This is a genomic window from Nocardioides sp. NBC_00850, from assembly GCF_045207335.1.
Classification (GTDB): domain Bacteria; phylum Actinomycetota; class Actinomycetes; order Propionibacteriales; family Nocardioidaceae; genus Nocardioides.
Genome location: NZ_CP108845.1, coordinates 5,966,020 through 5,979,675 on the forward strand (window position 1 = coordinate 5,966,020; position 13,656 = coordinate 5,979,675).

The window sequence follows — 13,656 nt, forward strand, 5'->3', positions numbered from 1 at the left end:
CAGACCTTAGCAACCGGCGTACGTCCACTGCGTGCTCCACCGCTGCGGTTCGCCTGGGAATGTTCGCTAAGTTGGCTCCATGACGCGTCTCAAGCCGGGCGATGTGGCCCCTGACTTCACTCTTCCCGACGACACCGGCGCGGAGGTCTCGCTCAGCAGCCTCCGCGGCCGCAAGGTGATCGTCTACTTCTACCCCGCCGCGATGACCCCCGGCTGCACCAAGCAAGCGTGCGACTTCACCGACTCGATCGACTCGCTGAAGGCCGCCGGCTACGAGGTCATCGGCGTATCCAAGGACAAGCCCGCCAAGCTCGCGAAGTTCCGCGAGCGTGACGGGCTCACCATCACCCTGGCCTCCGACGAGGACCTCTCGGTCCACAAGGCGTACGACGCCTACGGCGAGAAGAAGCTCTACGGCAAGGTCGTCGAGGGCGTGATCCGCTCGACGTTCGTGGTCGACGAGGAGGGCAAGATCGAGGTCGCGCAGTACAACGTCAAGGCGACCGGTCACGTCGCCAAGCTCCGCCGCGACCTCGGCCTCGCCTCGTAGGTCTTACTGCTGGTCGTCGGGCTTCTTGAAGTCAGGCGGAGGAGGTACGTCCTCTCCCGGGATCTCCTTGGGCGGCTCGACGACCACGGGGCCGGTGCCGGCGCTCCATTTGGCACCGGTCTCCATCAGCCACTCGCCCGCCTGGGCGGCGACGTCGGTGGCGGCCGCGCCGACCTGGAGCAGACCCGACAGGGCCTGGTTGCGCGGCGTGTCCGCGTCGGGTGCGGACGCCACCGCGGCCCTCTTGGCCTCGATCTGAGCCTTGAACTCGCCGGCCTTCTCGACGGTCTTCTCGCCGCCGGTGACAAGGTGAGGTGCCGACTTCACCTTGGCGTCCGCAACAGCAGGCTTGGCGCCTTCGACGCCCTTGTGGACGCCATTCTGGACGCCATCGCGCCAGTTGGACGCGTTGTCCTTGAACGACATGACTTCATCCCTCTCCCTGGATGGGGTGTTGTTCTTCCATCCTTGAGGGTCAAGGGTCTGTTGTCCATGGGGATCGACCCTGGTGCGCCCCCGGGTCGGACCCGGACTCTGTGTGCAGGTGTTGGGACGGTACTCGAATAACAGAGGTGACGCCCCAGACCTCCTGGACCGCTGCCTCGCCCTCGAGGACGCCCGCCGACCGGGTTAGACGCATCGACCAACCCCACGAGGCCTGAAGGACAGGCTCAGCGATGCGGACCGCGCTGTAATCGTCGCCTCCTACGTCACAGGCACGGCAACGCTGGTTACCCTCGCAGGCCAGTACGGCATCAGTGACTACTCCGTACGCAAGGTACTCCGTCAAGCGGGGGTCGCTGGGGTTGGTCGAAGCGTCCCACCGGATGTCGAGCGTCAGATTCGTGACCTCCTGGCCCAAGGCCGTTCTGTCCCACAGGCTGCCCGCGAGTTCGGCATACCCGAGACGACTGTCCGGCTGCTGCTAGAGAAGCCACCTCGGAGCGATGTCCAGCCGTGACCGAGAGCCCGAGCGCATACGGACTGACTCGCAGGCACGTCACTGGGGCTGCGCCTTTCTGTGTGCTAGCCACAGACGAGCCAGAAGCTCGATGAGCAACCACTGGCTTGCGGCAATCACGAACGCTACGGCGCCGTCGAACGCGACGTTAGCGGCGGCCGGCCACTCGGAGGGAAAGACCATCGTCAGTGGAAAGCCAGCGGCGAGCCTCAAGGGGATCTCGCCCAGGATGGCTGGAAAGTTCAACCATGCGTAGGTCAGCCAGAGCCAACCCAGATCGTGGCTGACAGCGATCTGTCGGACACAGACCATGGCCGTTGCCCATGCCGCGGCGCGGAGCGCTCGGGGGGCCGCATTGCGCAACCGGAGAGATAATGTCTTCCGCGTCACCACAACCGCGACCTCAGATTGCTCGCGAACTTAATCCCATGCCCTTGTACGTGCCTCCAAGGGAGGTGATCCAGATCGGACTCCTGTGCGATCGATGAGGCTAGAGGTGCCGAGCCCGCGCATCTAGCCAAGCTCCCCGGGTTTCGTAGTCGCAGGTGGCGGGCCAGCGACAGCAATGATGTCGGCCAACTTTGCTCGATGCCACTCACCCTCGGCGAGAAAGTAGAGTTGATCATGGAACGCGGCACAGATGATATCTTCGGGCAATTTCTTGCCGTCGGGCATACGGATCGATACCGACGACCATGGTCGCCACTCTTCGCCCCGGAGTTGAACGAGCCGAACCTTCGCGTCCGAGTCACGCCAATCTCCAACTAGGGCAACGGTGTCACCGAGGACAGCCAGTTGGCGAACTCCGGTGGGTGGGGTTGCTATACGGTCAGGGAGCCAGCGACGAACCTCGTGACCGACGCGCACGATCGCCATATCCGGTTCAACGTAGGCCCACATCTCCTCTGGGCTTCCCCAGGTCATGGCCTCAACTTCGGATACTCCTCTCCACCCCAGATCGGCTGACGGCATCGCCCACTCAGGTGTCATCTGAGGCCCGAGGCGCACGAGCCCATCTGCGCCCATCCCGAGCAGACTCGTCGCTGGATACTCAGATCCTTCAAATACTCCGATATCGCTATATCCAAGAAAGAGATCGCCGGTGGCCGAGATATTTACGTGTGAAACCCCAGGCCCCAGAACGAAGTCTGTCCCGCTATGACTTGACGTAGACAGCAGGCGGCCGCTAGTGCGATACGGGTTTCCGTCATCTTCGTACGTTATGCAAGTGAGCAGATCGGCTTCGCCGACAACAGCTTGAGCGACCTGCACGTTCGATGCGGTAACCGATATATCTAGATAGACGTCTTGATAATCGTGGGTCGCGTAGAAGTCCTCTATCGGCGCTGCTGACCGACGGACGCAGATGGTCTTCGTCTGCGCTGATGGCAGTGTTGCGCTGGCATTCCAAACGGTTGTTCTTGCGCCGTCGGTAGAGATGGATGCGGTGATGAGCTCGGCTCGGCTTCTTGGTGGCGCGGCGGGTCCGCATGGCTCAATACGGACCGATCGCATGCGGTACACCTCGCGTCTGGGTCGGCTAGTCAACCCATGCTCCCCCGTAGATCCACGACGGACACAAGTGGCCGCGCCTAAGCACACAATACATTGAGACGACACCCATCATCTTCCCGTCGCTCGACTTTCCCCAGTCGATGACGGTTCGAACCTCGACCTTGCGTCCAGTCTGTTGGCTGCCGCCAGCCGTCACCCTCGGCTGCCGATGACCGATCGACATATGCTCCGCTTGGAGCCCAACTACTTGGTTGAACTCTCGCGTGGATCAGCTCTTGGTCTCAACGACGGAGATGGATCCCAACATGTTCAAGACGTGCAGGTACCCAGGGCGCACGATTCTTCCATCCAGTCCGGGATACTCGTGCGCCTCCCCACTCTTGTTGGAAGTGATGACGCTACCCGCGTAGGAAACGATCAGCGTGTCGCCTTCCGGTGACAGGCTGATCATGGCTTCCGCGGGGATGCTCTCCCTCTTGCGAACCTCGCCACTGGTGGCATCGATCCACTCGTACTGAGTCCTGGCTCCGCCGGCAGACATGCGACGCTCGATCAAGACATAGGAGGTGGAAGCAGCATGACATCCGCTCACTCGGCCAAGTTCGGTCGACGACATACGTGATTCGCCGGTCGCAACGTTCTCGACTGTCGCACCCTCCTCGCCCAGGTGAACCAAGAGCGAGCCATCGTCACTAATGCACCCAAACCGCATTCCCTGCTCGACGACGATCTTCTTCTCGTAGCTCCACGTCTTCGACTGCGCGGCCTGCTTGAGCACCCATATCGCTGCGGGCACGGCTGGCGAGTAGTTGTATATGAGACCGGCCGTCGCCGATGGTGACGGAAGCCAGTCCAAGCTATCTGCGGCCACATCGAGGACAGGCTGCCTACCACTCTTGGGGAGTCCCGACACTCTCGCCTTCGTGCCGTCGGAAGATGTCACCAGGGTGACGAAGGATCCATCCGGCTGCTCTGCCAAGACTCGCGTAAGACCTGTGCCCTGATCTTCCAGCTTGACGACATCGCCGTCAGGCGTGCGCACAAGAGCCGGCTCGCTGCCAGCAGCCGAATCTGGCGACGATTGAGGCTCGGACGAAACCCCTAGGTTTCCCGTGCTCAGGAAATCGACGAGTCGATCTTCGAGCGAGCTCTCATCCGTCCACATGCGGTCGCCATCTGGAGAGTAGAACCTTAGGGCACCGCTCTCTCTGTCTAGGACGACGGCCGCTGTTTCATAGACGCCAATAAGGCGAAACCTTGCGTCCTCAGACTGAGCCATGTCAGTCGTTGGGTTTCCGCAAGCAGACAGAAGAATGATCGATGTGATTCCGAGCGCAACTAGACGCCATACCAGCAATTTCCAACTCAACGAAATTTGCTGGCGTCGGCGTGACGTCGGTCGTCAGTCCCTGAGTTGTCGAGTCAACCGAGACAAGCGCACAAGCACCGCGGGGCGCAATTGATGCGAAAAGCGCTCCGGAAGCACCCGCGGGAGTTTGGTCGGACCTGGCCATCGCCATCACGAGTGCCAGAGCTGCTCCCACTCGCTTGTGTCGACACTCGTAAGTTTGGGAACATCGCCACCACGCGACAGCACGCCCAGTGCGGTGTCTCCGATGAGGGCCGCAAACACGCTGGTCGTCACCTCGCCACGCGAGAATTCACGGGTGAGGAACTCCACCTCTCGGCCATCGACCAGCAGATCGACCTTCTGCCACGGGTCAGCTTGGTCATGCAAGAGCTTCAGCTCCGTTTCGACCTGATCCTCAGACAGACCAACCTCGGGAGCACTGAGAAGAGTTGTTCCGGCCGCGTACGTCACCGGGCTGTAGTCGGACTCGCCCACCCGCTTCGGGTACGACCCCACGAGGAGTACGGGCTCCCCTTCCGGAGTCTGACCACGGCTTGAAACGACCACCTGGTCTAGGGGCGTCGTCTCCGGAAGGGCCGGGTTCCAGAGCAGCAGTCGAGTGTCCTCGAGGGGCCCGACTGGGCGATATACGGCGAAATCGGAGGTCCGCATCTTCATAGCCGCCATCACCTCTGAGACGTGCCGGAGCAGAGCGTCACGGTGTTGGAAGAATTCGTCACACTGACGTACATGTACCAGTTGTTCTTCACGGTGAACACGTGGCGGAATCCTGTATAGCGCGACAGGTTATATGCGCCGCTGTGCTGGCTAGTACCGTTGCTGTTGGTGATGTTCACCCAGAGCAGGCCATACTCCCGGCCCTGTAGCCGAGCCCGAACTGTGTCGCTGGTCGCGGTAATGCGGAGCTCGCTCCTATTGAGGACCAGCCAGAAGAACCCGTTGCATCCAGAGAACGGTGCCTGGATCGTGACGTCCGAAGTCGGAACCTTGGTTGCGCCGGCTGCACTAGGCGGGGTTGCAAGCCCCACGACCGCAACCATGGCTACGAAGGCACTTACGATAGTGCCGAGAATACGCTGCATCCGAGATCGTCCTTTTTCTCTGGGTCATGAATCGTTGAAACATGGTCTTGAGGACAGCGAACGTAATGGCCGCGCAGGCTTCGGCCGGAACGATAAATCAGCAAGAGCCATTAGGGCAGCCAATCTGCTCACATCGGCCCCTACGCAAGGTCTGACTCTAAGTAAAGAGACTAGGCGGACAGGCTTCGGGCTGTCAACGGAATCCGCCGACCACCAGCGCGACTGCTGACGAAACACAGCGCGATGTCTACGAGCATAGTGGTCACGGCTCCTCCGTCATCTGGTCAAGCATGACGCCCGCAACCTTCTCAGCAACCTCGATCTGCGCCTGAGGAACTCCACAGACTCGGAGGGCGGAGGCAGCGACAGCGTGGAGCTCCATGTGGGTGACACGGTCGCCCGACGCACGCGTTGCGATGACACTCTCGACGACGCTCAGGATTAGGTCGCCCAGCTGGCGAATGGCGATCGTGTCCGTCACGTCCTGCGATCCGCACTCGACCGCGAGCGACCCGTACGCCTCCCGTAGCTGGCGCCGTGCGGCGGCGTACTCCTGAGCTTCTGGCGTCTGGGAGACGTCGGGGCATGCGGGCAGCATCCCGATGTTGTGCATGAGCGTGGCGAGGGAGTCGGCGTCGTGAAGCGCGAGGAGGTAGAGCGCTGCCTCGGGGCTCTCGATCTGGGCGAGGTCGCCGGCCCTGTCCAGCGCCGGTCGCACGGTCATCTCGAGCAGCTCGGCGAGGATCCCGGGCTTACCCGCGAAGTGGTAGTAGAGGCTCGCTTGCCGGATCCCGACCGCTTCGGCGATATCGCGGGTCGAGGTCCCGGCGTAGCCCTGGCCAACGAACAGGCGAGCGGAGACGGCGAGGATCTGGTCACGCGGGTCGGCGTGGGTGTCGGAGGCCGGGATGTGCCGGGGACGACCCGGGCCGGGACGGCGATTGTTGGAGGCTGCGGAACTCATGTTGCTCCGTCGCAGGTGTGGTGGATGGATCCCGGGGCCACCGATCGGAGGCAACCGTTCGGCGCCCCGGGTTCCATCAGTCTTCAATAATATTCAATCTATTACAAGGTACTTGCGTGAACTACGTTCAAGGAACCCTTGCGGACGCGCATGTCTTGCGACCATCATGGATGCCTAGGCGCCGCCCGGAGCAGGTCCGGAGGGCACACAACAACGGAGGCACTCGGCATGGCTCTCACACGTATCGCTGTCAGTAACGGCTGCAACGGCGGCAACTGCCCCTCGGTCCACACCACCGACGACCCCGCGGTCGTTGTCGTTCAGGGCATCAAGCTCGAGGACGCCACCCGCACCGAGCTCGTCGGCATGCCCGACCATGAGGACGCCGTCACCATGCCGGCCGAGGTGATCCTCCAGGCGGCGCGAGTCCTCGAGGGGAGGGCCTGATCGGCGTGGCAGACCTCGGATCCGCTTTCCAGAACCTGACCACGTCGTGGTTCCGCCTGGAGACGCTCCAGGCCTACGACGTCGAGGAAGAGCACGAGTCCTTCGCCGAGTTCCTGCGCACCGGGCGGCTCGACTCGCCCGGTGACGTGAAGTGGCGAGAGATGATCTCCGGACACGTGGACGCCGGCCGGTCCCTGCAGCGAGTCCACGTCATCGAGGAACCGCTCACCGACTACGTCCGCTACGAGATCGCTGAGTACGTCCGCAACCGCGAGGCCGGAGAAGACATCCGCCTATTGCCGGTGCCGGCCGGCGATTGGCCCGAGGGCCTCCCTCAGGGCACGGACTTCTGGTTGCTAGACGACGGCCAGTCCAGCCAGTCGGCGTGGGCGATGGCCTACGACAACGAGGGTCGCTTCCTGGGCGTCGAGGAGGTCCAGGACCCTGACCTGATCGACACCTACCGAAGGTGGCGCGACACCGCCCTTGGCCTCTCCGTGCCGTTGAACGACTATCGTCGCCAGGACGCATAATCTGCACGACTGCGATGAATAGTCAGGCAAGGCGACCAGGAGGAACCCGTCATGGGTAGCGCGACACGGCGAGCTCGAGAGGCGCTCGGTGACGCGCTGAGGACTGCGCGGCGAGAGGCCGGGATCACCGGTATCGCCCTCGCCGCGCAACTCCAGCAGTCCGGTCAGACCTGGTCACAGTCCAAGATCTCCAAGATCGAGGCCGGCCGCCAGATGCCCACAGAGGACGAGGTCCGCACCTGGGCGGACGCTGTTGGCGCTGACCCTCAACGACTCCTGGCCATCCAGGAGCGCGCATCCTGGGAATACTCGGTGTTCCGCGACACCTTCGGGCAGGACGACGGCCCAGCCGCCGTGCAGCGCGCCTACGAGGCAGCCGAACGGGCTGCTTCAAGGGTGTTCAGCTTCCACCCGACCGTCATCCCAGGACTGTGCCAAACCGCCGACTACGCCGCCGCACTGCTCAAGCTGATCGGCGGCCCGGTCGAGCATGGCGCATCCGAAGACGACATCGCCCACATGGTCGCCGCGCGGATGCGACGCAGCGCCATCCTGTACGAGCCCGGCCGCGACGTCACCGTCCTCGTCGCCGAGACCGCGCTGTACCCGCGGATCGGTGGCCCAGAGGTGATGCGAACGCAGCTGGAGCACCTTGCCGGTCTGGCCACCCGCGCGAAGGCGACCGTCGGGATCGTGCCGCTCGACCAGTTCCCGGTACTGGTCGGGCAGGCCTGGGATCAGCGAGACCAGGTCGTCACGATCGAGACCACTGCGGGGGATCTCGAGATCGCTGACCCCATCGAGGTTGCGCAGTACCAGCGGTGGGCTGAAGCGCTGATGTCGGTCGCGCTCACCGGCTCCGATGCCGCAGACAAGTGCCTGGAACTCGCAGCCAGAGACATCCACAGCTCGACCAAGTAGGCACTCTGAGCGGGACAGCTTAAGACGGCCGGACCGATGACGTTGTCATGGGGTTCCTCCGGGCCCCGGAAGCCAACAGACCCCTCGGTGAGGACGCCGAAGGGTCTGAACGTGAGACTTCGTGCTCGCAGATCTTTCTGTGAGGCTCCGAATAAGAGTCCTGGTGCCGAAGGCGGGACTTGAACCCGCACGCCCTGGAGCACAGGAACCTAAATCCTGCGTGTCTGCCAATTCCACCACTTCGGCCGAGCGGCGACCAGTCTAGAGACTGATCGCCGTTCGTGGTTAGCCGCCGGTCAGGCGACGTTGTACTTGTCGCCCTCCGCCTTCTCGGGCAGCGCCCAGAAGACGATCAGCACGATGATGCCGACGCAGGTCAGGTAGAGCAGCTGCCACCAGCCGGAGCGGCCGGTGTCGTGCAGGCGACGAGCGCCGACCGAGAGCTGCGGGACCAGGATGGCGAGCGCGAAGAGGCCACCGATGATGGAGCCGGCGGTCGAGTCGGCACCAAGGATCAGGTTGATCGCCATGTTGACGACCACGGCGAACAGCCACGGCCACCAGAACTCGGACCGGCTGGCGCGGCCCTCGAAGGAGGCGTACTTCTTGAAGAAGCGCACGATGGCGTCGCGGGGCGACGCGCCGCGAAGCGGCTGGCTCAGCGTAACTTCGCCCACGGGGCCAGCACCGTACGGCTGCTGGGGCGGGGGCGGCGGGTAATCCGTCACTTCGGATTTCTCCTCATTGAGATGGGTTGGATGTGCGAAACCTAGTCGGGACGGACTCCGGGGTAAAGGACCGCTACCCCTAGGGTTGAGTCATGACCACGCTGGTCCTTGCCTCCAAGTCCCCCGCCCGGCTGCAGACGCTGCGCAGCGCAGGTGTCGAGCCTGTGGTGATCGTCTCCGGTGTCGACGAGAGCAAGCTCGATGGACTGCCGCCGACAGAGCTGGCGCTCGGGCTCGCCGAGCTCAAGCGCGACGCGGTCGCCGGCCGACCCGAGGTGCCCCAAGGGGCGCTCGTGCTGGGGTGCGACAGCGTCCTCGAGCTGGACGGGAAGCCCCTGGGGAAGCCGCACGATCCGGAGGAGGCGACCCAGCGCTGGCGCGAGATGCGGGGGCGCTGCGGCGTACTCGTCTCCGGGCACGCGCTGGTCGACACCGCGACCGGTCAGCAGGTGTCGCAGACCGCTGCCACGACGGTGCACTTCGCCGATGTGAGCGACGAGGAGATCGCTGCGTACGTCGCGACCGGTGAGCCGCTGCACGTCGCGGGTGCGTTCACGATCGACGGGCTCGGCGGGGCGTTCATCACCGGGATCGAGGGCGACCACCACAACGTGGTCGGGTTGAGCCTGCCGCTGCTACGCGACCTGCTCAGCCGGCTCGGTCACGCGTGGCCCGCTCTGTGGAACCGTTGACCGACTCACGGCGCTCCGAGGCCATCAGCACCGTCGCGCCAGCCGCGGCGTTCAGCGCTTCGGCCTCCTCCTCGACGCTGCCGTAGACCTGCGTGTAGCGGATGGGCTGGCCGAAGACGAACTTCCGGAAGAGGAAGAACCGGGCGATCTGGCCCAGCAGCACGCCGACCACGTTGGCGGAGAGGTTGTCGGCGATCGCGCTGTCCCAGCCGATCACGCTACGGGTGACGTACAGGCATGCGATCGGCAGCAGCATCGTGACCGCGTTGATCACGACATAGGCCGTGAACCCGCCGTCGGGGTGTTCGGAGACACGGTGACGGAACGTCCAACGGCGGCTCAGGTCGTAGCTGATCAGCATGCCGACCGTGTTGGCGATGATGTAGGCCGGGATCGGCTGACCGTTCATCGGCCCGGCGCCCATGAACAAGCCGTGGACCAGTCCGTTGAACAGCACGAATGCGACTGCTGTCGCGATTCCGCCGACCATCATGAAGCGGACCGCCTCTCCTAAGAGGCGGGTGCGACGCAGCCGTCCTAGCAGCTGTCCCCCGAACACCATGTGGCCACAGTAAACGGTCAATGGTGAGATGGCTCTTGATTACTTCGCGGGTTTCGTTCAGCGTGCCGTAGGATTCGCGCCTACTCGACGGGCTCTACTCCACAGGAAGGCCGAGACCCCTGGCGATCAGCATGCGCTGCACCTCGGAGGTGCCTTCGCCGATCTCCAGGATCTTCGCGTCGCGGTAGAAGCGGGCCACCGGATACTCCTCCATGAACCCGTAGCCGCCGAAGACCTGGGTGGCGATGCGGGTCGCGGTGACGGCCGACTCGGTGGCGTACAGCTTGGCGGCGGCGGCCGCCTGCTTGAACTCCTTCATCGTCACGGCGCCCGAGTCGAGCCCGGACTTCATCGCCGCGGCCTCGTACGTCAGCAGGCGCGAGGCCCGCAGCATGACCTCGAGGTCGGCGATCTGGAAGGCGACGCCCTGCTTGCGGCCGATCGGGCCGCCGAAGGTCTGCCGCTCCCCCGCGTACTCGAGCGCCATGTCGAGGCAGGCCTGGATGCAGCCGACCGCGAGCGCGGCGATCGCGACGCGGCCGTCGTCGAGGGTGGCCAGGAACTGGGCGTAGCCGCGGCCGCGCTCACCGAGGAGGTGGTCGGCCGGAACCCGGGCGCCGTCGAAGGAGAGCGGGTGGGTGTCGGAGGCGTGCCAGCCGAGCTTGTCGTACGCCTTCTCGGCGGTGAACCCGGGCGTGCCCGAGGGGATCATGATGGTGCTGATCTCGGGCTTGCCGTTGTCACGGGTCCCGGTGCGCGCGGTGACGGTGACGACCGAGGTGATCGAGGAGCCGGAGTTGGTGATGAACTGCTTGGCGCCGTCGACGACCCACTCCTCGCCGTCGAGGACGGCCTTGGTGGCGGTCGCGCCGGCGTCGGAGCCGGCGCCCGGCTCGGTCAGCCCGAACCCGGCCAGCTTCTTGCCCGCGACGAGGTCGGGGAGCCAGCGCTCCTTCTGCTCGTCGGTGCCGTAGGTGAGGATCGGGTTGATGCCCAGACCGACGGCGGCCTCGAGCGTGATCCCGATCGACTGGTCGACGCGGCCGAGCTCCTCGATCGCGACGCAGAGCGCGACGAGGTCACCCTCGCCCCCGCCGTACGCCTCGGGGGCGGTCAGGCCGAACAGGCCCAGCTCACCCATCTTGTGGACCACGTCGACGGGGAAGTGATGGTCGCGGTCCCACTGCGAGGCATGGGGCGCGATCTCCTTCTGGGCGAAGTCACGGACGACAGCACGCAACTCTTCGTGCTCGGGCTGGAGAAAAGCGGTCATGCCGCCACCTCCGTAGGGCAAAGCAAAGAGTACGGAAGTGGCGGCCTGACGCCTATGGTCACTCGCTGTCGCTCGCTCATGCGCCCCAGGTTAGCGCTTATTAACCTGGGGCGCGAGATCCGCGTCACATCTGGTTCAGATCCGGGTCAGCGGAACGTGCCCGTCGAGACCGTCCCAGCGATGCGCCGCTGGAAGATCAGGTAGACGACCAGCACCGGAAGCACGGTCAGCACCACCCCGGCGAAGAGCGCGCCGAAGTCGACGTTGTAACCCGCCTGGGAGGAGAACGACGCCATGCCCTGGGTGAGCACGTAGTTGTTCCGGTCGGTGTTGAGCGCCACCGGGAGCAGGAACTGGTTCCACAGCCCGAGGAAGTTGAAGATCGCCACCCCGGCCATCCCGGGTGCGGCCATCGGCAGCATGATCTGGAAGAACGTGCGCCACTCGCCCGCACCATCCATCATCGCGGCCTCGTAGACGTCGTCGGGCAGCGTCTTGAAGAAGGCGTAGAGGAAGAAGACGGTGAACGGCAGCGCGTAGGCGACGTAGGTCAGGGTCAGCCCGGGCAGCGTGTTGAGCAGCCCGATGCCCTGGAGCACGAAGAACAGCGGCACGATGACCAGGAAGACCGGGAAGGTCAGCCCAGCCAGCATCGTGTAGTAGATGACCCTGCGGCCGAAGAACTCGAACCGCGCCAGCACGTAGGCGCACATCGCCCCCAGCAGCATCACCAGCACCAGGGCGGTGCCGACGACGATGACGGTGTTGAAGAAGTACGTCCCGATGCCGGCCTTGGTCCAGGCGCTGACGTAGTTGTCGAAGTTCCACGACGCTGGCAGGGAGAACGGCGAGGACAGGATCTCCTTCGACGTCTTGAACGAGGAGAGCACCACCCAGCAGAAGGGCACGATGACGATCACCGACCAGATGATCAGCATCGTGTGCGAGGTGCCGGCGACCAGTGCGTCGCCGGGCGTACGTCGCCCGCCTTCGGATCGGGCAGCGACAGGCTTGTCCAGAGTGACGGCACTCATCAGCGTACGTCTCCCTTCTTGTCCCGTCCTCCAGCGAAGTGGAAGACGACGAAGACCAGGGCGGCGAAGAGCAGCGTGACCAGGGCGAGCACCACGCCCATCGAGGTGGCGTAGCCGAACTGGCTCTTCTTGAAGGCGGTGTTCATCAGGTGCTGGCTCATCGTCAGCGTGCTGTTGGCAGGGCCGCCGCCAGGGGCGAGCGCCGCCATGAAGACGTACGCATCGAGGGTGAGGATCCCCAGATAGATGTACGCCGTCTGCACGTTGTCACGGATCGAGGGCAGCGTGATCGAGATGGCGGTGCGGAAGCGGCCGGCGCCGTCGATGCGGGCCGCCTCGTAGATCTCCGCGGGTACGCCCTTGATGGCCGCCACGAAGAGCACTGTGTAGAAGCCGATGCTGGCCCAGATGATCACGAACATCGAGGCCGGCATCGCCGCACGCACCTCACCGAGCCAGGCGTAGTCCTTGAACCCGTCGAGGCCGATGCCGGTGAGCATGCCGTTGAGCAGGCCGGCGGCGGGGTCGTAGACCTGAGCCCAGAGGAGACCGATGACGACGGCCGGGACGGCGTACGGGAAGAACGAGACGACCCGGTAGAAGCCGGACCCGTTCAGACCGCGGACCTGGCCGGTGCTGGGACCGGCGGTGGTCACGACCACCGCGATCGCCAGCGCCGCGACCAGAGTCACGAACGGCACCACGATCGTGAGCAGTACGTTGTTGCGCAGCGCCTTGAGGAAGGTCTCGTCGTCGAGCAGCTTGGCGTAGTTGTCCAGGCCGACGAAGTTCATGACCGGAGAGAAGCCGGTCCAGTCGGTGAGCGAGTAGAAGAGGGCCTGCCCGATCGGGACCACGACGAAGATGACGAAGACCGCGACCGGGAGGCCGAGGAAGACCGTCATGAACAGTGCCCGGTCGAGGGTGAGCTTGCGGCGGCGCCGGCCGGGGGCGGCCCCCCAAGGATTCTCCTCGGAGGGGCCGCCGGCCGTCCAGGCCATCGTGGTTGATGGGTCCGGCAT

The 13,656-nt window shown here is 64.4% G+C and carries 16 protein-coding genes and 1 tRNA gene; 5 read left to right on the plus strand and 12 right to left on the minus strand.

What is annotated here, in order from left to right; genetic code table 11:
* Positions 1-79 precede the first annotated feature (79 nt).
* Positions 80-550: a thioredoxin-dependent thiol peroxidase gene (gene bcp, locus OH802_RS28910; protein WP_406023798.1), complete on the plus strand. Its 471-nt coding sequence runs from the start codon at positions 80-82 to the stop codon at positions 548-550.
* Positions 551-553: 3 nt separating this feature from the next.
* Here the strand turns inward: bcp and OH802_RS28915 are convergent, their stop codons facing one another.
* From OH802_RS28915 to OH802_RS28940, 6 genes are all read right to left on the minus strand, one after another.
* A complete protein-coding gene (locus OH802_RS28915; RefSeq protein ID WP_406023799.1) occupies positions 554-976 on the minus strand; it encodes a hypothetical protein in 423 nt (140 codons plus the stop codon).
* Between the two features lie 574 nt (positions 977-1,550).
* Entirely contained in the window at positions 1,551-1,904 is a 354-nt protein-coding gene (locus OH802_RS28920) for a hypothetical protein (protein WP_406023800.1), read from the minus strand.
* Positions 1,905-3,294: 1,390 nt separating this feature from the next.
* Positions 3,295-4,305: a hypothetical protein gene (locus tag OH802_RS28925; protein ID WP_406023801.1), complete on the minus strand. Its 1,011-nt coding sequence runs from the start codon at positions 4,303-4,305 to the stop codon at positions 3,295-3,297.
* A gap of 240 nt (positions 4,306-4,545) precedes the next feature.
* Positions 4,546-4,872: a hypothetical protein gene (locus OH802_RS28930; protein ID WP_406023802.1), complete on the minus strand. Its 327-nt coding sequence runs from the start codon at positions 4,870-4,872 to the stop codon at positions 4,546-4,548.
* A gap of 191 nt (positions 4,873-5,063) precedes the next feature.
* Positions 5,064-5,480 (minus strand): hypothetical protein, encoded by a 417-nt coding sequence (locus tag OH802_RS28935; protein WP_406023803.1) that lies wholly within the window; start codon positions 5,478-5,480, stop codon positions 5,064-5,066.
* A 262-nt stretch (positions 5,481-5,742) separates the two neighbouring features.
* On the minus strand, positions 5,743-6,444 hold the full coding sequence (locus OH802_RS28940; protein WP_406023804.1) for a TetR/AcrR family transcriptional regulator: 702 nt from the start codon (positions 6,442-6,444) through the stop codon (positions 5,743-5,745).
* 228 nt (positions 6,445-6,672) lie between these two features.
* Here OH802_RS28940 and OH802_RS28945 point away from each other — a divergent pair, with 228 nt between their 5' ends.
* From OH802_RS28945 to OH802_RS28955, 3 genes are read left to right on the plus strand one after another with little or no spacing between them, the layout of a single operon-like run.
* The gene (locus tag OH802_RS28945) at positions 6,673-6,891 is read left to right on the plus strand and encodes a hypothetical protein (RefSeq protein ID WP_406023805.1); all 219 of its coding nucleotides are present in this window, start codon (positions 6,673-6,675) and stop codon (positions 6,889-6,891) included.
* Between the two features lie 5 nt (positions 6,892-6,896).
* Positions 6,897-7,424, plus strand: a complete 528-nt coding sequence (locus tag OH802_RS28950; RefSeq protein ID WP_406023806.1) for a DUF6879 family protein — start codon at positions 6,897-6,899, stop codon at positions 7,422-7,424.
* A gap of 51 nt (positions 7,425-7,475) precedes the next feature.
* Positions 7,476-8,345 carry a helix-turn-helix domain-containing protein gene (locus tag OH802_RS28955; protein WP_406023807.1) on the plus strand — a complete coding sequence of 290 codons (870 nt, stop codon included), beginning with the start codon at positions 7,476-7,478 and terminating at the stop codon, positions 8,343-8,345.
* A 161-nt stretch (positions 8,346-8,506) separates the two neighbouring features.
* Here OH802_RS28955 and OH802_RS28960 read toward each other — a convergent pair.
* Both OH802_RS28960 and OH802_RS28965 read right to left on the minus strand, forming a co-directional pair.
* Positions 8,507-8,591, minus strand: a tRNA-Leu gene (locus OH802_RS28960).
* Positions 8,592-8,641: 50 nt separating this feature from the next.
* Positions 8,642-9,022, minus strand: coding sequence for a DUF805 domain-containing protein (locus OH802_RS28965; protein ID WP_406023808.1), 381 nt, complete (start codon positions 9,020-9,022; stop codon positions 8,642-8,644).
* Positions 9,023-9,165: 143 nt separating this feature from the next.
* Between OH802_RS28965 and OH802_RS28970 the strand changes: the two genes are divergently transcribed.
* On the plus strand, positions 9,166-9,765 hold the full coding sequence (locus OH802_RS28970) for a Maf family protein (RefSeq protein WP_406023809.1): 600 nt from the start codon (positions 9,166-9,168) through the stop codon (positions 9,763-9,765).
* On the opposite strand, the gene OH802_RS28975 is transcribed toward OH802_RS28970, so the two are convergent.
* The 4 genes from OH802_RS28975 to OH802_RS28990 form a co-directional block, all read right to left on the minus strand.
* Positions 9,722-10,327, minus strand: a complete 606-nt coding sequence (locus OH802_RS28975; RefSeq protein ID WP_406023810.1) for a GtrA family protein — start codon at positions 10,325-10,327, stop codon at positions 9,722-9,724. The genes OH802_RS28970 and OH802_RS28975 overlap by 44 nt on opposite strands.
* 94 nt (positions 10,328-10,421) lie before the next feature.
* Positions 10,422-11,600, minus strand: coding sequence for an acyl-CoA dehydrogenase family protein (locus OH802_RS28980; protein WP_378682848.1), 1,179 nt, complete (start codon positions 11,598-11,600; stop codon positions 10,422-10,424).
* 146 nt (positions 11,601-11,746) lie between these two features.
* Positions 11,747-12,634 carry a carbohydrate ABC transporter permease gene (locus tag OH802_RS28985; protein ID WP_406023811.1) on the minus strand — a complete coding sequence of 296 codons (888 nt, stop codon included), beginning with the start codon at positions 12,632-12,634 and terminating at the stop codon, positions 11,747-11,749.
* Entirely contained in the window at positions 12,634-13,656 is a 1,023-nt protein-coding gene (locus tag OH802_RS28990; protein ID WP_406023812.1) for a carbohydrate ABC transporter permease, read from the minus strand. The genes OH802_RS28985 and OH802_RS28990 overlap by 1 nt, the downstream gene beginning before the upstream one ends.

Bases quoted from the DNA above. Each gene is read 5' to 3' on its own strand.
- bcp (WP_406023798.1), top strand. From the start codon at position 80: ATGACGCGTCTCAAGCCGGGCGATGTGGCCCCTGACTTCACTCTTCCC.
- OH802_RS28915 (WP_406023799.1), bottom strand. From the start codon at position 976: ATGTCGTTCAAGGACAACGCGTCCAACTGGCGCGATGGCGTCCAGAAT.
- OH802_RS28925 (WP_406023801.1), bottom strand. From the start codon at position 4,305: ATGGCTCAGTCTGAGGACGCAAGGTTTCGCCTTATTGGCGTCTATGAA.
- OH802_RS28935 (WP_406023803.1), bottom strand. From the start codon at position 5,480: ATGCAGCGTATTCTCGGCACTATCGTAAGTGCCTTCGTAGCCATGGTT.
- OH802_RS28940 (WP_406023804.1), bottom strand. From the start codon at position 6,444: ATGAGTTCCGCAGCCTCCAACAATCGCCGTCCCGGCCCGGGTCGTCCC.
- OH802_RS28945 (WP_406023805.1), top strand. From the start codon at position 6,673: ATGGCTCTCACACGTATCGCTGTCAGTAACGGCTGCAACGGCGGCAAC.
- OH802_RS28955 (WP_406023807.1), top strand. From the start codon at position 7,476: ATGGGTAGCGCGACACGGCGAGCTCGAGAGGCGCTCGGTGACGCGCTG.
- OH802_RS28970 (WP_406023809.1), top strand. From the start codon at position 9,166: ATGACCACGCTGGTCCTTGCCTCCAAGTCCCCCGCCCGGCTGCAGACG.
- OH802_RS28975 (WP_406023810.1), bottom strand. From the start codon at position 10,327: ATGGTGTTCGGGGGACAGCTGCTAGGACGGCTGCGTCGCACCCGCCTC.
- OH802_RS28980 (WP_378682848.1), bottom strand. From the start codon at position 11,600: ATGACCGCTTTTCTCCAGCCCGAGCACGAAGAGTTGCGTGCTGTCGTC.
- OH802_RS28985 (WP_406023811.1), bottom strand. From the start codon at position 12,634: ATGAGTGCCGTCACTCTGGACAAGCCTGTCGCTGCCCGATCCGAAGGC.
- OH802_RS28990 (WP_406023812.1), bottom strand. From the start codon at position 13,656: ATGCCGGACCCATCAACCACGATGGCCTGGACGGCCGGCGGCCCCTCC.